Origin of the sequence: Paenibacillus algorifonticola, assembly GCF_000971975.1 — a bacterium.
GTDB lineage: Bacteria > Bacillota > Bacilli > Paenibacillales > Paenibacillaceae > Pristimantibacillus > Pristimantibacillus algorifonticola.
In genome coordinates this window covers 233716-250093 of the sequence record NZ_LAQO01000008.1, presented here as the reverse complement: position 1 = coordinate 250093, position 16378 = coordinate 233716, and the positions used below count along the sequence as shown (strand labels likewise).

The following is a 16378-nucleotide window of genomic DNA, read 5'->3' as shown; positions in this document are numbered from 1 at the left end:
ATTGCTTAAATGACCCGACTCAAGGTACGATCAATGCAAGAAAGCGCTACCTGATAGGAAAGTTTACACAATCGGCACGGAGAAGAAGTTCCAGTGAAAAAACAAGCTGTATAATGAATTGTGTGTTAGGTATTATTACATAAAAAATATAGAGGGAATGATGCAGATGAGTCAGAACTCGGGAGCGATACCGACACGAATGAAGCCCCAAAAAAGCATGAATCAGAGCGAGCGCAAAATAGAGCACCCCTTCCTTAAAAGTCTTAAAAGGCATTGGCAGCTGTATTTATTGGTGCTTCCTCCAGTGCTGTATCTATTTATCTTCAAGTACATGCCAATGGCTGGCGTACAAATTGCCTTCAAAAACTACAGCGTCGTTCAGGGCATTTGGGGAAGCCCATGGGTAGGGCTTAAACATTTTGAAACCTTCTTCAACTCTCCAAATTTCTGGCTGCTGCTCAAAAATACGATTGGTATCAGCCTTTACACGCTGATTGCGGGTTTTCCGATTCCGATCCTGCTTGCTTTGGCGCTCAATGAGCTGCGAACGGGTTATTTTAAAAAGACGGTGCAGATGGTCACCTACGCCCCGCATTTCATTTCAACGGTCGTTATGGTATCCATTATTATTTTGATGCTCTCGCCGCATGTCGGGGTCGTAGACCGGCTGTTTACCTTCCTTGGCATGACCATGACCAACTTTATGGGCATACCAGAATATTTTAAATCGATTTATGTATGGTCGGGTGTATGGCAGGGGATGGGTTATTCTTCGATTATTTATATTGCTGCGCTTGCTGGTATGGATCCCTCGCTCTATGAAGCAGCCCGCATGGATGGAGCCTCCCGCCTCAAAAAAATATGGCATATTGATATTCCGAGCCTCATCCCCGTCACCGTCATCTTGCTGATTTTGAATCTCGGCAGCATTATGGGCGTCGGCTTTGAAAAAATTTATTTGATGCAAAATCCGCTGAATACGAGCGCTTCGGAAGTGATTTCCACTTATGTGTATAAGGTCGGATTGATCGGAGCGAATTTCAGCTTCTCCTCAGCGGTAGGATTGTTTAATTCAATCATCAACCTGATTTTGCTTATTTTGGTCAATGCGGTTTCCCGGAAAGTCAGTAAGAACAGCTTATGGTAAAGGAGGAGGCTATCTATGTTTAATCGGAATCGAATTAAAGACCCCTTGGGCGACCGTATTTTTATGGGCATCAATTATTTATTTCTCGTGCTGGTGCTGATCGTTGTCGCTTACCCGCTGCTCTATATCGTCAGCTCTTCCTTCAGCTCCTCCCGGGCGGTTACATCCGGGCAAATATGGCTGCTGCCGGTCGATTTTAATATTAAGGCGTATATCTCGATTTTTAAAAGCACGCAGCTGATGATGGGTTTTTATAATACGATCATCTATACGGTAGTCGGAACGGCGATCAATGTGATCCTGACGGTTATGCTGGCGTATCCGTTATCCCGCCGGTCGTTTTATGGCCGCGGCGCCATCATTATTTTTATGATGATTACGATGTTTTTCGATGGCGGCCTGATTCCCACATACTTGCTGATGAAGGATCTTCACCTGCTGGATACCCGCTGGGCGATGTGGCTGCCAGGGGCGCTGGCGGTGTTCCAGGTCATCGTGGCCAGAACCTTTTTCCAGTCCTCGATTCCGGATGAATTGCGGGAGGCTGCTGAGGTGGATGGCTGCCGGGATATCCGGTATTTGGTCAGCGTTGTGCTGCCCTTATCGAAGCCGATTTTGGCGGTTATGACGCTGATGTATGCGGTGGGCCATTGGAATGCTTACTTTGATGCACTCATTTATTTGCGCTCTGAAAATTTATTCCCGCTGCAATATGTGCTGCGCAATTTGCTCATTCTGAACGCTGCCGATCCGGCAATGCTCGCCAATACGAGCCAGCAGCTCCGTGATCAAGGGTTCGAGCAGGTGCTCAAATACGCATTGATCGTTGTGGCGAGCATCCCTATTTTGATCATGTATCCATTCGTTCAACGGCATTTCGTCAAAGGGGTTATGGTTGGTTCCTTGAAAGGGTAGGGCATTTGCCATATCTGCCATCTGGAAGCCATTGTGAAAGGGGGCGAAGGTCGATCGGGCTTCCGGGACAGGGTTCAATATAGTGCAGTAACAGACAAATAAGTGGTGTTCATTAAAAAGGAGGAGTCTGGTTTGAAAAAATCTTGGATTTCGATGTTGTTGCTTATTTTTACTACGGTTGCCGTACTGTCGGCTTGCAGCTCCACACCAAGCAATAATACACAAAGCAGCAGCGGCGGTGGAGAGAGTGCCGGACCCGTAACGATGACTTTTTTTGCTCCACAGGGCAAAGCACCTATGGAAGACAATGAGTTCACGAAATTCATTGAAAACAAGTTTGATGTTAAGCTGAAATGGGATCTCGCTCCAACAGACGCGCTCCAGGATCGCAGGCAATTGCTGCTGGCGAGCGGCGATTATCCCGAAGTTTTCCTCCATGGCAAATTTACTACATCAGACCTTCAAACTTACGGGAATCAAGGGATCTTCCTTGGATTGAATGATTTAATTGCGAAGCATGCCCCGAATCTGACGAAGATTATGGAAGAAAAACCGTATTTCAAAGAGGCGATTACGGCTCCGGATGGTAACATTTACGCCCTGCCTATATTTAATGAATGCTACCACTGTACGTATGCGCAAAAATATTGGATCAATACCGATTGGCTCGACAAGGTTGGCCTTGAAATGCCGACGACGACCGATGAGCTTTACACCGTTCTTAAAGCCTTTAAAGAGAAAGATCCTAACGGCAATGGCAAAGCCGATGAAATTCCACTTACAGGCGCACCGAACAAATATGTATGGAACGGAAATATGGACGCTTATTTGATGAATAGCTTCATCTATAATGACAACGATAAATATTTAATCGTCAATGACGGCAAAGTTGATTTTGCCGCTAACCAAGAGGGCTGGAAGAAGGGTCTGGAATATATGCACAAGCTGTATTCGGAAGGCTTGATCGACCCGGCTGCTTTTACACAAAATGACCAAGCGGTCGGACAGCTCGGCAACAGGGAAGGCGACGAGGTTGTTGGCTCCATTACGACTGCGCTCGTAAGCTACCTGGTCAATACGTACGATAAGACGATTACCCGCCATCAGCACTGGGATATCGTGCCTCCGCTCAAAGGGCCGGATGGTGTGCAAACGACAGGCGCTACGCAAAGCGTAGGCGAATTCGAGTTTGCGATTACCAATAAAGCTTCGGAAGCGCAGCAAATCGCAGCGATTGAAATTATCGATTACATGTTCAGCGAAGAAGGCGCGCTTTATGCGGAATACGGCCCGACTGAGGGCAAGGGCTGGCAAATGGCTGGCGCCGATGAGAAAAATATTAATGGCGAGCCTGCCAAGTACAGCTACTACAACCTGCCTGAGCGTGATCCAAACGTCGTCGTTAACGAAAGCTGGTCGCAAATTGGCGCACATGATTTGTCCAATACGTTCCGCAACTTGTTCGTGGAAGGGCAGGATCCTCTAGTGTCTGAAGGCTACGGCACTCGTCTGGCACAAGCGACGAATGTCTATGCTCCTTATGCTCCGAAGGAAGTGTATCCTTCCAACGTCTTTATTCGTCCGGAGGATACAGAAGCAGCAGCTCAGCTGACAACCGCAGTTAAGGATTACGTGCAGACGAACATGGCGCAATTCATACTGGGCAACAAGAGCATTGAGAAAGACTGGGATAGCTATGTCAAAGGCTTCGATGGACTAGGCCTCGGCAATTATTTGGCGATTTATCAGCGTGCGATTGAGAAAAAATAAAACAGCATAAACGTTTATTCTAAGGGGCTGCTCCGTGTTGTCAGACATGACTCGGAGCGGTCTTCCCCTATGACGGCCCCGCTTCATCCTATATAATAAATGAATATTTTGAAGCTTGGTGAAAAAGCTGCTGCGCTGCATGAAAAGCTTGGCTTCCGATCGCCGTTACCCTTGCCTTTCTTTAGATGATCCACTATATGTGGAAATGCAAGGGTAAAAGCATATGCTTACGAAGCTGCTTTCCTACGGAAAGCTTTAAGCGAACGCTGTCGCTTCTCCAGCACAAGCCTTTCATTCCGCTACGCCTTCTTCACCACGCATCTAGGTGGAGCTGGGAGCTTGAGCCGGGCGGCTGTTGTCATATGTATAAAAAGTGAGGGGGGACCTCAGAGATGAACAACAATTGGTTTAGACGTTTGCTGCTATCGTATTTACCGGTCTTTTTTATTGTGACGACGATTTTGTTTATTATTTTCTTCCAGCTGTTCAATGAGCAAAATCGCAAGGAAGCTTTGAAAGCCAATGAATTTCTGGCGTCTCAGGTCATGCAGTATTTGGACAATTCGCTGCGCTCGATCGATTTTAAAGTGCTGCGAGAAATTTTGACGAACCCGGATTTGAAAAATTATTATACGGCTGCTGGCAGCGATGATGTGTACGCCGGCATTCAGGTTCTCGAGGTTATTGATGAGCTGAAAATCAATTTCCCGTTAATCGATTCCATCTATTTGGTCCGGTATAAGGACAATATCGTATTCAGCAACGGAAAGGCGGTTCCGATTGAGGAGTTTCCAGATGCGTCTTTTATAGAAGAAAGCCGCAGCAACCCGACGCGAAAATGGGTGGATTTCAGAAATTTCAAAGCTCTTCCCTTACAATCGGCGCAGCAGGTCGTGACGCTTGTGCGCGGCATGGAGGGCGGAACTGGCCTTATGGTCGTCAATGTGGATTTGCAAACGCTGCGGAAGTCCATTATGCAGATGTATGCTCCCGAATACACCTTCGTCAATGTGATCAGCAGCTCTGGCGGGAATTTGTGGGATGAGCATTTGCCCGAAAGTGGGGGTGCTAAGCCTGCTTCCGGCGAGGTTTTCTCGACCTTTACGTCCAGCTACAGCGGCTGGAAGGTAGAGACGGGTATTAATAATGGGAAGGTCGTTAAATTTGCGCTGCAATTTTATAATATATGGTTTGCTTTCGCGATTGCAGTCGTTCTAATCGGCGTCATTTGGGTCGTTTATGTCACACGGAGAAACTACAAGCCCATCCAGCAAATCGTGACGTTAATTCAGACAGTCGCCTCGCAAAAACAACCGGGAACGAGCTCCGCCAAAGAAAATGAGTTCAGGTTTATTCAAAACACGCTTGAGCGGATGATCGATCAAACGAAGCAATATCAGGAAAAATACGAAGAAAATCTGATTTTGCAAAAGAAATATTTTTTTCAGGAGCTGCTTGAAGGAACGCGTCCTTTCACGGACGGCGAATTGCAGGCTGAAATGACGAAGTTTAAGCTTCCGGAGCTTGATTGCAGATGGATGGTCATGGTTGTAGAAATTGACCGTTATCCGCAATTTGCCGTTGACTATCATCAGCATGATCAGACGCTGCTAAAGTTCGTCCTGTCCACTGTGCTGCAAGAAAGCGCCCAGCAGGAGGAGGCAGACGTATGGGCGGAATGGATTTCGGAGCGCCGGCTGTATGCGATTCTCTGGCTTTCCGAAACGGCATTGTCTGAACAGGTAGAGCGCAAGGTGCTGTCCGGCTATTTGGAGAAGGTCGGGCAATATTTGAACTTCACCGTTACGATTGGGACGGGTGGAGTGGCGACTGATCTACGAGGTCTAAGAGCTTCGCTCAAGGAAGCATCCCATGCTCTAGATTATAAAGCGGCGCTGGGCATGAACCGAGTGATTTCGTGCGGGGAAGTGCCGGATTCCAAAAATGACGTATATGAGTTTCTCAAGACGATTTCCCTATTAGTGCAAGCGATGCGGCTGTCCGATGAAACGTGGGAAAAACACTTTGAACGCTTGTTTGATCAAATCAGCGCCTCTGTGTTGTCCCGTCAGGAAATGATGAATACGGTGCAGCTGCTGTTCCAGCATTATAATCGGGAGTTTGCCGAGCTTCCTCGTGAATACCAAGAGCTGTGGTCGGCTTCGTTCGGCCGTCTCCTTCGTGGGCTGGAGGACTGGGAAGTATTAGATGATCTTCGGCTGCTCTGCTGGGAGACATTTCGGGAGCTTGCTGAGCAGATGCAGGCGATGCGCTGCAGCAAGAAGCATCGGACGCATATTTTGGAAATACGCAAATACGTGGAGGAAAACTATAATAACCCAGAGCTTTCGCTGAATTATTTAAGCGATCTGTTTGATATTAATCCGAAATATTTAAGCAAGCTGTTCAAGGATGAAATTGGCGAGAAGTTCGTAGATCTGCTCATCAGTCACCGTATAGAGCGGGCTAAGCAGCTTATGCTGGAGACGGACAGGGCGATTCAGGAAATTAGCGAGGAAGTGGGCTATACCAACTACAACTCCTTTAATCGGGCGTTCAAAAATGTAGTAGGCGTAGCGCCAAGCGATTACCGAAAGGCGATATGAACAGCTGATATGAACAGCTGATATGAACAGCTGATAGAGACCGAGGCGGACAGCCCCACAAAAATAAACGGCGGTAGTTCATTGTGAATACACAAAAAACTATCGCCGTTTATCTTTTATAGGTGGGGGAAGCCCGCTGCACAAGCTTATTCGAAATAAGCTGCTTAAGCGGAATCTCTAGGAATTAAGGTGGCGCTGAGATGCAGCCGCTCCATCGGCGTTCCTGGACGTTCGATGCGGCGCCATAGCGCTTCGATCGCGCGGCTGCCAAGTGCTTCCTTGCTGAGGTTCACGGTGGTGAGTCGAGGGGACGTGTGGGCTGCCGCCTCAACGTTGTCGATACCTGTCACGCGCGTCTGCTCTGGAACCGCTACTCCCATCCTCTGCAACTGCTGCATCCATTGCATGGCGATGTCGTCATTGGCGCAAATCCAAGCATCTGGGCGCTGTTCTGGTGCGAGCTGGACAAATCGTTCTGCGGTAGCGGTGAGCCATTCCTTCTCTTCATAGGCCAGCTCCCACTCCTGCAGCTTCGCCTCTGGGCCGCCGTAGCGCTCCATTGCTGTCCTTACGCCGATCCGTCTTTCGGCAAAGCTGGCGGACCTGCCATCATCACCGAGAAAAATAAGGCTTCTGCATTTCTGGGCGGCCAGCAGATGATGAGCAATGATAATTCCCGCTTCAATATTCGCATGATTGACCGAATCAAAATCAAGCAAAGGCTCATTATGATCGAGCAGCACCAATGGCTTGCCTGTACGGGCCATAAGCTGAAGGGCGGCATAAGGGTATGCGCCCATGACGATGAGTCCAAGGCAGCTGTTCCAGTCCAAATGCGGCGCGATAATTTCCTGCGGCGATAAATGGGACACGGCCGGGAACGAAACGGGCTGGGAGACGATAACATGAGGCCATCCCCGCTCGCTGCAGCCGGATATGAGTCCGTCCAAAACCCGCTGCCAATAAAAAGGGTCGACTCGGTTGGAAGGATTCATGCAGATTAGGACAAAGGAAGAGGCAGCGTCAGGAGCAGGGGAAGGCGCCTTCTGGGAAGGGAGCCCGTAACCAAGCGTTTTGGCGAACTCCAAAACCCGCTCGCGCGTTGCTTGGCTGACCCCGGATTTTCCGCTAAGCGCGCGGGATACCGCATATTTGGATAGGCCGAGCTGATCGGCGATCATTTGGATCGATACTTTACGTGGCATGATGTTCTCCTTAGGTGATAGGACTAACAAACGTCACGCTAAATAACAGCGTTGACGTTTGTTGGCAAAAGTTATAGACTGGCTTTATCATAACGTTATTATATAATAACCTAACAAAAATAACAATATTCATTTGGAGGGCCCATGAAAATTTTAGTGTTTTACGACGAATCATTTCCTTACGAGGGCGTGCGCCCCTCACCGGAAGTATGGAAGAAGATTTCCGTATGGGCTGAAATCGCTGATGCACATACGCTGTCAGATCGTTTGGCAGAGGCGAGTTGGGAAACGCTTATTCATTTGCACGGCCCGTATTTTCCGAAATCCGCATGGAGCGGCGTGAAAGCCCATCTGGGCCGAGGAGCCGGCTTGCTTCATGCGGGCGGTGCTCCTTTTCGCAGGCCAGTTGTGAAAGATGGCGACGGCTGGAGAGTGGAGCGGGAGCAGACGGCGTACCATCAGCTCTTGAACATCCATGACGCGCTGCCAGCAGCCGTTCAGAAAGTAGAGCGGGTAGCTGCATCGGCTGAATTTCCGCTGCTTCTGGGGCGCGAAGCGCTTTTCGGCATTGAACCGACCTGGGGATTGACGCTTCATGCTACAAAGTCGAGCGATATCCCCGCCGAGATGGGCTCGGGTGGCCCAATGGATGCTTTTATTTACCCGATGCTTGTTGGTGTGGATAAGGATGGACGCGAAAGAGCGGCTCCGGTCGTCCTGCTGGAAAACATGAAGGGGAGCTTTGCAGGAGGCCGCTGGATATTGATCAATCAGACGCTGGAGCAGCCATTCTGGGACGGCGCGGGCGCTGCATTGCTCAAGGAGCTTGCCGAATATGTTGGACGCGGCGTCACCGAGCTGTGGCTTAAGCCCAATTACGCGGCTTATGAACCGGGTGAACAGCCTGTTTTGACGCTTCAATTGCAGTCCTTGTCCCGTACTTGCTTGATGGAGCAGCACTGGAACTTCAAGCTGAAGGTAGAGCATGAAGGTCAGGCTTCGGTCTGGGAAAGTACGCTGCAAGCGAAGACGGGGCCGCAGCGTCGGGATTTGCAGCTGCTCCGCATCCCTGTGCCGGTACCGGCAGTGGCAGGCCTTCACTTGATCACCTGTGAAGTCCGCTCAGATGCAGGCGAAGTTCGGCTTATGACGCAGGCTTATTGGGGAATGGACAGGGAATTGCTGAACAGCGGGGAGCTGCTTGCATGCGGAAGAGACTATTTCTACCGCGGCGGACGCCCTGTACCTATCGTCGGCATGACGTATATGGCCTCTGATGTGTCGCGCAAGTTTCTCCATCTGCCGAATGTGAGCCGCTGGGAGCGGGATATGGCAGAGATGAGGCGGGCCGGAGTCAATTTGATACGGACGGGCATCTGGACGGGATACCGGAATATGATGTTCGCGGATGGACATGTCGTCGAGGATGTTTTGCGGGCAATCGATGCTTTCCTGCTTACCGCCAAGCGGAATGGGCTGGAGGTTACCTTCACCTTCTTCTCATTTACGCCCGAGGCGTGGGAAGGGGTTAACCCGTATTTGGATCCGCGGGCCGTCGAGGCTCAAAAACGGTTCATTGCTTCCATCGTCTCCCGCCACCAGGGCACGACGCGCGTACATTGGGATCTCATCAATGAGCCTTCGTTATTTGATCCGGCGCGTGTGTTTGAGGGACCGAGGGCGCTTGCGGACCGTTATGAACGAGCAGCGTTTTCCCAGTGGCTGGAGGTACGCCACAGCGGCGACCTTACCCGGCTTCAGGAACGATGGAATATGACTCCCGGAGAGCTGCCATCCTTTGAAGCGGCCATGCCGCCGGACCCGGGCGATACCCATTTTGACAGTGTGCTTTTGCCGAAAAAGTGGGCGCCATGGCTGGATTATGCGCTGTTTTCTATGGATATGCACAATCGCTGGGCGCAGGAGCTGGCCTCCACCATTCGCAGCTCCAATCCGCGTCAGCTTGTGACGGTCGGACAGGATGAGGCGCTGGGCGGGCAGCGGCCGTCTCCCTTTTTCTACGCTTCAGTAGTCGATTATACGACCGTACATAGCTGGTGGCTGATGGATCAGCTGGTGTGGGACGGGATTTTCACCAAAACGCTGGATAAGCCAAACTTGACCCAGGAAACCGGCATTATGCATATTCAGCGCCCTGACGGCATCGCCAAACGCTCGGAGGAAGAGCTGCATCGCATTTTGGAGCGAAAATATGCCTATGCTTTTTCAACCGGAGGCGCTGGGGCGGTGCAATGGATATGGAATATTAACCCTTTTATGAACAATGCGAATGAATCGAACATCGGGGCCCTTCGGGCCGATGGCACCCAGAAACCCGAAACGGATGTGACGTATGATTTTGGCCGCTTTATGCAGGAGATTGGCGGTCTGTTTGAGGGACGGGTATTGGAGGACGTTGCTGTCGTATACCCGTATTCCAATGATTTTTCGAGCCGGAAGCTCGCTTTCGAGGCTACCTCGCAGGCGGTAAGAGTGCTTGCATTCGGGATGAATATACATCCTCGGGGCGTAGGCGAATACCAGCTGGAAGAGCTGGAGCGCCAGCCGGCTAAGCTCATTGTGGTGCCGAGCGCCCATAACTTCAGCGATGAGGCATTTGACCAGCTGGTTAGTCTTGCGAAGAACGGCAGCACCGTGCTATGGACGGGGCCGCTCCGCTTGGACGCTTATTGGGGCGCTGCCAATGAACGGCTTCGGGCTGAGATCGGCGAGACGGTGCCCGGCAACGTGCTTCGTGAAGAGGCGCTGCTGCTAGGCGGCAAGCTGCACAGCGTATCGTTCGGAGGACGCAAAATCGGGCAGCTGGCTATCGATCGGCCGATTTTGCAGCCAGGAAACGGTAGCGGCAATGCCAGCCAAGGTCTGGTCAGCATTGCGCTGGGTGCAGGCCGCTTCATATGGTGTCCGCTGCCGCTGGAGCTGAATGACAGGTGGGAGCCGCTGCAAGCGTTGTATGAAGAGGCGTTCCGTGCTTCCGGCGCTGAGCTGGAGCTGGAATGGATAAGTGGCGGCGACGCTGCGGGTGTTTATGGACGGAAGCTGCAATTTGATGAGGGCAATCTTTATATTTTTGTATCTGAATATAGCAGCGACATTGAACTGGAAATACGGGACCCGTTGACTGGCGCCCATTATGCATTTGTTTTAGAAAATGAACGGACGGTCATGTTCGTCGCCGACCATGAAGGACAGCTGTTGTCGGTGTATCGCCCCGAGCAAGTGAGCATCAGAGCTTTCAAACGCTAAATCAACCCAGAAGGAGAATGTGCACATGGACTATAAAGACGCTTCGCTTCCGATTCAGGAACGGGTTCAGGATTTGCTCGAACGAATGACAACAGAGGAGAAAATCGGCCAGCTTATCCAGCCTATGGGGTGGAAAACCTACCTTAAAGAATTGGACGGCACCGTGCAGGTGACGGAGCAGTTCAAAGAAGATGTTGCGCGGGGCGGAGTAGGTTCTTTATACGGTGTTCTTCGCGCCGATCCTTGGACAGAGGTGACGCTGGAGACGGGACTTACGCCAAGGCAAGGTGCGGTCGCGACGAATGAAATCCAGCGGTACGTGATCGAAAACTCCCGTCTCGGCATTCCGATTTTGTTCGGGGAGGAGTGTTCTCATGGGCATATGGCAATTGGGGCAACGGTATTTCCCGTTCCGCTTACGGTCGGAAGCACGTGGAATAAAGACTTGTACCGGGAAATGTGCGAGGCGATTGCGGTAGAGACTCGAAGTCAGGGGGGCGCTGCGACGTATTCGCCTGTCCTTGATGTGGTGCGCGACCCGCGGTGGGGGCGGACGGAGGAATGTTTCGCGGAGGATCCGTATTTGATCGGAGAGCTGGCGGTTCAGGCGATCAAGGGGCTGCAAGGGGAGCGGCTGGATACGGAGAAAACGATTGTGGCGACGCTTAAGCATTTTGCGGCATATGGCAGCTCGGAGGGTGGACGCAATGCGGCTCCCGTCCATATGGGCATGCGCGAGCTTCATGAAATCGATTTGCTGCCGTTCAAAAAGGCGGTCGAAGCAGGCGCCTGCTCCGTCATGACGGCGTACAACGAAATTGACGGTGTGCCCTGCACTTCAAATTCCTATTTGCTGAACGACCTGCTGCGCAAGGAATGGGGTTTTGACGGTTTTGTCATTACCGATTTTGGCGCGATTCAAATGCTGGTCAGCGGCCACAACACGGCGGAGAACGGGGAGCAGGCTGTGGCGCAAAGCCTGAGGGCAGGCGTTGATATGGAAATGTCCGGCTATATGTACGGCAAGTATTTAGGGAGCGCGCTTGCGCAGGGGCTGATGACCGAGGAAGAGCTGAATACAGCGGCAGGACGGGTGCTCGACATAAAATTTAGACTCGGCTTGTTCGAACGGCCCTATGTCGATCCAGATTTTGCGCAGCGGGTCATCGGGTGCAAGGAGCATGTGGAGCTGGCGAGACGGGTAGCTGCGGAGGGCATTATTTTGCTCAAAAATGAAAAGGCCACGCTTCCGCTCAGCAAAGCAGGCACCAAAATAGCGGTTATCGGCCCGAATGCGAACCACGTCTACAATCAGCTTGGCGATTACACTTCACCGCAGCCGAAGGGGCAAATCGTCACCGTGCTGGACGGTATCCGCCGCAAGCTCGGCGCAGATGCGGAGGACCAAGTGCTGTATGCCCCCGGCTGCCGGATCAAGGGCGATGCCAAAGACGGCTTCGGCCATGCCTTCGCCTGCGCGGAGCAAGCGGATGCCATCGTTATGGTCATCGGCGGCTCCAGCGCCCGGGATTTCGGCGAAGGCACGATTGATTTGCGTACAGGTGCGTCCGTCGTTACGGATAACGCATGGAACGACATGGAGTGCGGCGAAGGCATCGACCGTTCGACGCTTAATCTCATGGGTGTGCAGCTTGAGCTGGTGCAGGAAATCTATAAGCTCGGAAAGCCGGTTATCATCGTCTATATTAACGGTCGGCCGATTGCCGAGCCTTGGATTGAAGAGCATGCCCATGCGATTTTGGAGGCGTGGTACCCGGGACAGGAGGGCGGCAATGCGATTGCGGACATTTTGTTCGGCGACGTCAATCCTTCTGGGCGCCTTACGATTTCTATTCCGAAGCATGTCGGCCAGCTGCCTGTTTATTATCATTCCAAGAGAACACGCGGCAAGCGGTATTTGGAGACGGATCTGGAGCCGCAATATCCATTCGGGTTCGGACTCAGCTATACCCAATTTGGCTACGATAACATACGGGTTGTGCCGGAAGTGATGGCTCCGGGCGGAGAAGCCGAGGTCCAAATCGAAGTGACGAACATCGGCGGTGTGGCTGGAGATGAGGTTGTGCAAATGTATATAACTGATGTATCAGCATCGGTTACCCGTGCTGAAACCTCGCTCAAGGGCTTCCGCAAAATCCATTTGCAGCCGGGGGAGACGAAGCTTGTCACTTTTCCTGTAAATCAAGAGCATCTTGCATTGATTAATGCCCAGCTGGAGCCGGTTGTAGAACCGGGCGAATTCCGCTTGATGGTTGGCAGCAGCTCGAAGGATTGGCTGGCATGCAGCTTGCATGTGCAGCGTGAGGGGGAGCAAGCATGATTCGAATTCGGCGCTTCATTCAGGATATGACCGAGCGGCAGTGGCTGGAGACGATGGAGCTTCCGCAGTGGCATATGCAAAGAGCGAAATATATCCGGCCTGGCGAATACGTGATGGATGAGCAAAATGTCGGTGTGCAAAATGTGAATCCTCTTCACAGTACACATGGCACGACTTATTTTTTAACTAAAAAAGCAGACATTCCGCAGGCTTGGCATCAAGACGCGGTTGGTCTCATTTTCGAAGCGGGTGGGGAAGGGCTGCTGAAGGTGAACGGGGCTCCGTATCACGGACTCGACCGGAATCATTGGTATGTGCCGCTCCCCGTGGACCGGGTAGGGAGCACGCCGCTGCTGGAAATCGAATTGTACGATCCGATTCCAGAGCCGCATGATCCGCTGAACCGCCAGGCGGTTATTCAGCCGCCGATCGCTGGTATCCGTTCGGCACTCGTCCGAGTGAATCAGCCGCTGCAAAGCCTGATGTACAGCGTTACAGTCTTGTTGGAGTCGTTGAACGCGCTGCCGGAGAACGATTTGAAGCGAAATCGCCTTGTGGGGGCGATTCACAACATCATGGATCGCATGTACGCCGAGCCGCAGCGCTGGAATGAGGCGGAGTGGGTGAACGGTCTGGAGCAGTCGCTTGCCCAGAAGGTTCAGGAAGAAGAGCCGGAAGGCGGCCGCAGCGGCTTTATGCATTTGGTCGGGCAGTCGCATATCGACATTGCTTGGCTGTGGCCTGTCCGCGAAACGGTCCGCAAGTCCAGCCGCACGTTTTCGACGGTATGTACGCTGATGGATGAATATCCCGGCTTCATCTATTCGCAGAGCCAGCCGCAGCTTTATGCTTTTGTGAAGGAGCATTATCCCGAATTGTATGAGCGGATCAAGGAGCGGATTGCCGAAGGGCGCTGGGAACTAGTCGGCGGCATGTGGGTGGAGCCAGATTTGAACATTCCGAGCGGCGAGTCGTTGGTGCGGCAAATTTTGTACGGCCAAAGCTTCTATAAGGAGGAGTTCGGCAAACGTTCCAACATTGAGTGGCTTCCTGATACGTTTGGCTACTGCGCGTCGCTGCCACAAATGCTGAAGCTGGCCGATATCCCGTATTTTATGACTACGAAGCTCAATTGGAATGACACGAACGCTTTTCCTTACGACTTGTTTGATTGGGTGGGCATCGATGGCACCTCCGTCATTGCCTATTTGAACCATGGAGTAAATGAGCATACCCGTCCCAAGGATGTCGATGAACACTGGAAATCGTACAAACAGAAGGATTTGCATCCGCAGCAAATGCTGCTTTACGGGCATGGGGATGGTGGCGGCGGCGTAACGAACGAAATGGTCGAGTTTGCGGAGCGCTCCTCCTTTATGGTCGGGCAGCCTGTCAGCAGGTTCAGTACGGCCGGGGCCTTTTTCGAGGGAATCGGAAAAAGCGGGCAATCGCTGCCCAAATGGCATGGCGATTTGTATTTGGAGCTTCATCGCGGCACCTATACGACGCATGCAAGAAATAAGCGAAGCAACCGCAAGGCGGAAGTGCTGTACCGCGAAGCGGAGCTGTGGGGGCAGTTCTCGGGGTTGTCCGGCAAGGTGACTGAGGCTCTCGATGAAGGCTGGAAGCTGATTTTGCTCAATCAATTCCATGATATTATCCCGGGAACGTCTATTCCTGAAGCATACGTGACGTCTACAGAGGAATATGCGAAGGTGCTGGAGATCGGGACGGCTGCACTCGCCCGCTCGCTTGAGGCTATTGCGGACAACATAACGCCAGATGGGGAAGGGTTGCCTTACGTCGTGTTCAACAGCTTGGGCTGGGAACGCGGAGAGGTTGTCAGCTTGACATGCAGTGCTGAAATGAGCGGCTTATCCGTTGTTGATGTGAACGGGGAGCGTCTGGTTTGCGATGTCGAACGGAGTGGGGACGTCCAGACGATATCCGTGTACGTTCCATCTATCCCGGCCTTCGGCTATACAACGATATGGCTGCGAGCGTCATCGCATACGGACGACGTTGAGGATGCGAAAGCAGATGAAGCCTTTCCATCCGTTTGGGAGACGGATTTTTACACGCTTGAGTTTAATGACGTGGGAGAGATTACCCGCTGGTACGACAAGTCTGTGCAGCGCGAGTGGCTGAAGCCGGGCGATAAGGCGAATGAGCTGCAATTTTTTCATGATAAACCGACCTATTGGGATGCATGGGATATCGATCCGCGCTTTGAATCGCAGCGTGCCGGCTCTGTGCAGCTCATCTCGAAAGAAGTCGTACAGCGGGGGAACACCAAGGATGTGCTTCGCTTCCGCTGGAAGCTGAATGAATCGGAAATTAGCCAGGATATGATTTTGTATCGCCATCAGCGCCACGTTGACTTCCAGACGAAGGTGAGCTGGACAGAGAGCCATAAATTGCTCAAGGTGGCATTCCCGGTTGATCTTGTCGCTGCAAAGGCGACGTATGAAATTCCGTTCGGTGCGTTGGAGCGGCCGACCCATAACAATACGAGCTGGGAGCAGGCGCAATTCGAAGTGTGCGGACATCGCTGGGCCGATATTTCCGAGGGCAATGGCGGCTTGAGCGTGCTGAACGACTGCAAGTATGGATACGACATTAAGGACCAGACGATTCGCTTGTCGCTGCTGCGCGCGCCGAAATGGCCGGACGAACATGCAGATCAAGGCGAGCACGAGTTCACTTATGCTGTTCTGCCTCATCAGGAGGATTGGCGGGGGGCTAGGGTTGTTCGCCGTGCGATGGAATTAAATCATCCCGTCATGACGGTCGCGGGACAGCCGAATAAAGGTACGCATCCAGCGGTTCCCGCACTTGCTGCACGGCATGCATGGCTGGATTTTGAAAGCGAGCATGTCATTTTGGATACGATCAAAGCTTCCGAAGATGGGGATGGAACCGTGCTGCGGTTTTATGAGTCATCAGGCGGAAGAGAGACGGTGCAGATCCAGTGGCCGAAGGAAGAAGTGAGAGCGTCTGTCGTGAATTTGCTTGAGGATGAAATGGTGCAGCTGCCGTGTGAGCGAGGGGCATTCGAGCTGACATTCAAGCCTTTTGAGATAAAAACGGTGAAGCTTGTTTCATCGGATCAGGATCAGGAGTAGGG

Annotated in this window: 8 protein-coding genes; 7 read left to right on the top strand and 1 reads right to left on the bottom strand. The window is 51.9% G+C overall.

Features of this window, described 5'->3' with window-relative positions; all coding sequences use genetic code 11:
- The first annotated feature begins 166 nt into the window (after positions 1-166).
- The 4 genes from WH37_RS17240 (at position 167) to WH37_RS17225 (ending at position 6438) form a co-directional block, all read left to right on the top strand.
- A complete protein-coding gene (locus WH37_RS17240) occupies positions 167-1147 on the top strand; it encodes an ABC transporter permease (RefSeq protein ID WP_082110864.1) in 981 nt (326 codons plus the stop codon).
- A gap of 15 nt (positions 1148-1162) precedes the next feature.
- Positions 1163-2062, top strand: a complete 900-nt coding sequence (locus WH37_RS17235; protein WP_046231830.1) for a carbohydrate ABC transporter permease — start codon at positions 1163-1165, stop codon at positions 2060-2062.
- A 132-nt stretch (positions 2063-2194) separates the two neighbouring features.
- Positions 2195-3832 (top strand): type 2 periplasmic-binding domain-containing protein, encoded by a 1638-nt coding sequence (locus WH37_RS17230; protein ID WP_082110863.1) that lies wholly within the window; start codon positions 2195-2197, stop codon positions 3830-3832.
- Between the two features lie 392 nt (positions 3833-4224).
- The gene (locus WH37_RS17225) at positions 4225-6438 is read left to right on the top strand and encodes a helix-turn-helix domain-containing protein (RefSeq protein ID WP_046231829.1); all 2214 of its coding nucleotides are present in this window, start codon (positions 4225-4227) and stop codon (positions 6436-6438) included.
- Between the two features lie 164 nt (positions 6439-6602).
- Here the strand turns inward: WH37_RS17225 and WH37_RS17220 are convergent, their stop codons facing one another.
- The gene (locus tag WH37_RS17220) at positions 6603-7643 is read right to left on the bottom strand and encodes a LacI family DNA-binding transcriptional regulator (protein WP_046231828.1); all 1041 of its coding nucleotides are present in this window, start codon (positions 7641-7643) and stop codon (positions 6603-6605) included.
- Positions 7644-7787: 144 nt separating this feature from the next.
- Between WH37_RS17220 and WH37_RS17215 the strand changes: the two genes are divergently transcribed.
- From WH37_RS17215 to WH37_RS17205, 3 genes are read left to right on the top strand one after another with little or no spacing between them, the layout of a single operon-like run.
- The gene (locus WH37_RS17215; protein WP_046231827.1) at positions 7788-10910 is read left to right on the top strand and encodes a glycoside hydrolase 5 family protein; all 3123 of its coding nucleotides are present in this window, start codon (positions 7788-7790) and stop codon (positions 10908-10910) included.
- A 25-nt stretch (positions 10911-10935) separates the two neighbouring features.
- Positions 10936-13251, top strand: coding sequence for a glycoside hydrolase family 3 N-terminal domain-containing protein (locus WH37_RS17210; RefSeq protein ID WP_046231826.1), 2316 nt, complete (start codon positions 10936-10938; stop codon positions 13249-13251).
- Entirely contained in the window at positions 13248-16376 is a 3129-nt protein-coding gene (locus WH37_RS17205; protein ID WP_046231825.1) for an alpha-mannosidase, read from the top strand. The genes WH37_RS17210 and WH37_RS17205 overlap by 4 nt, the downstream gene beginning before the upstream one ends.
- The last annotated feature ends 2 nt before the right edge of the window (positions 16377-16378 follow it).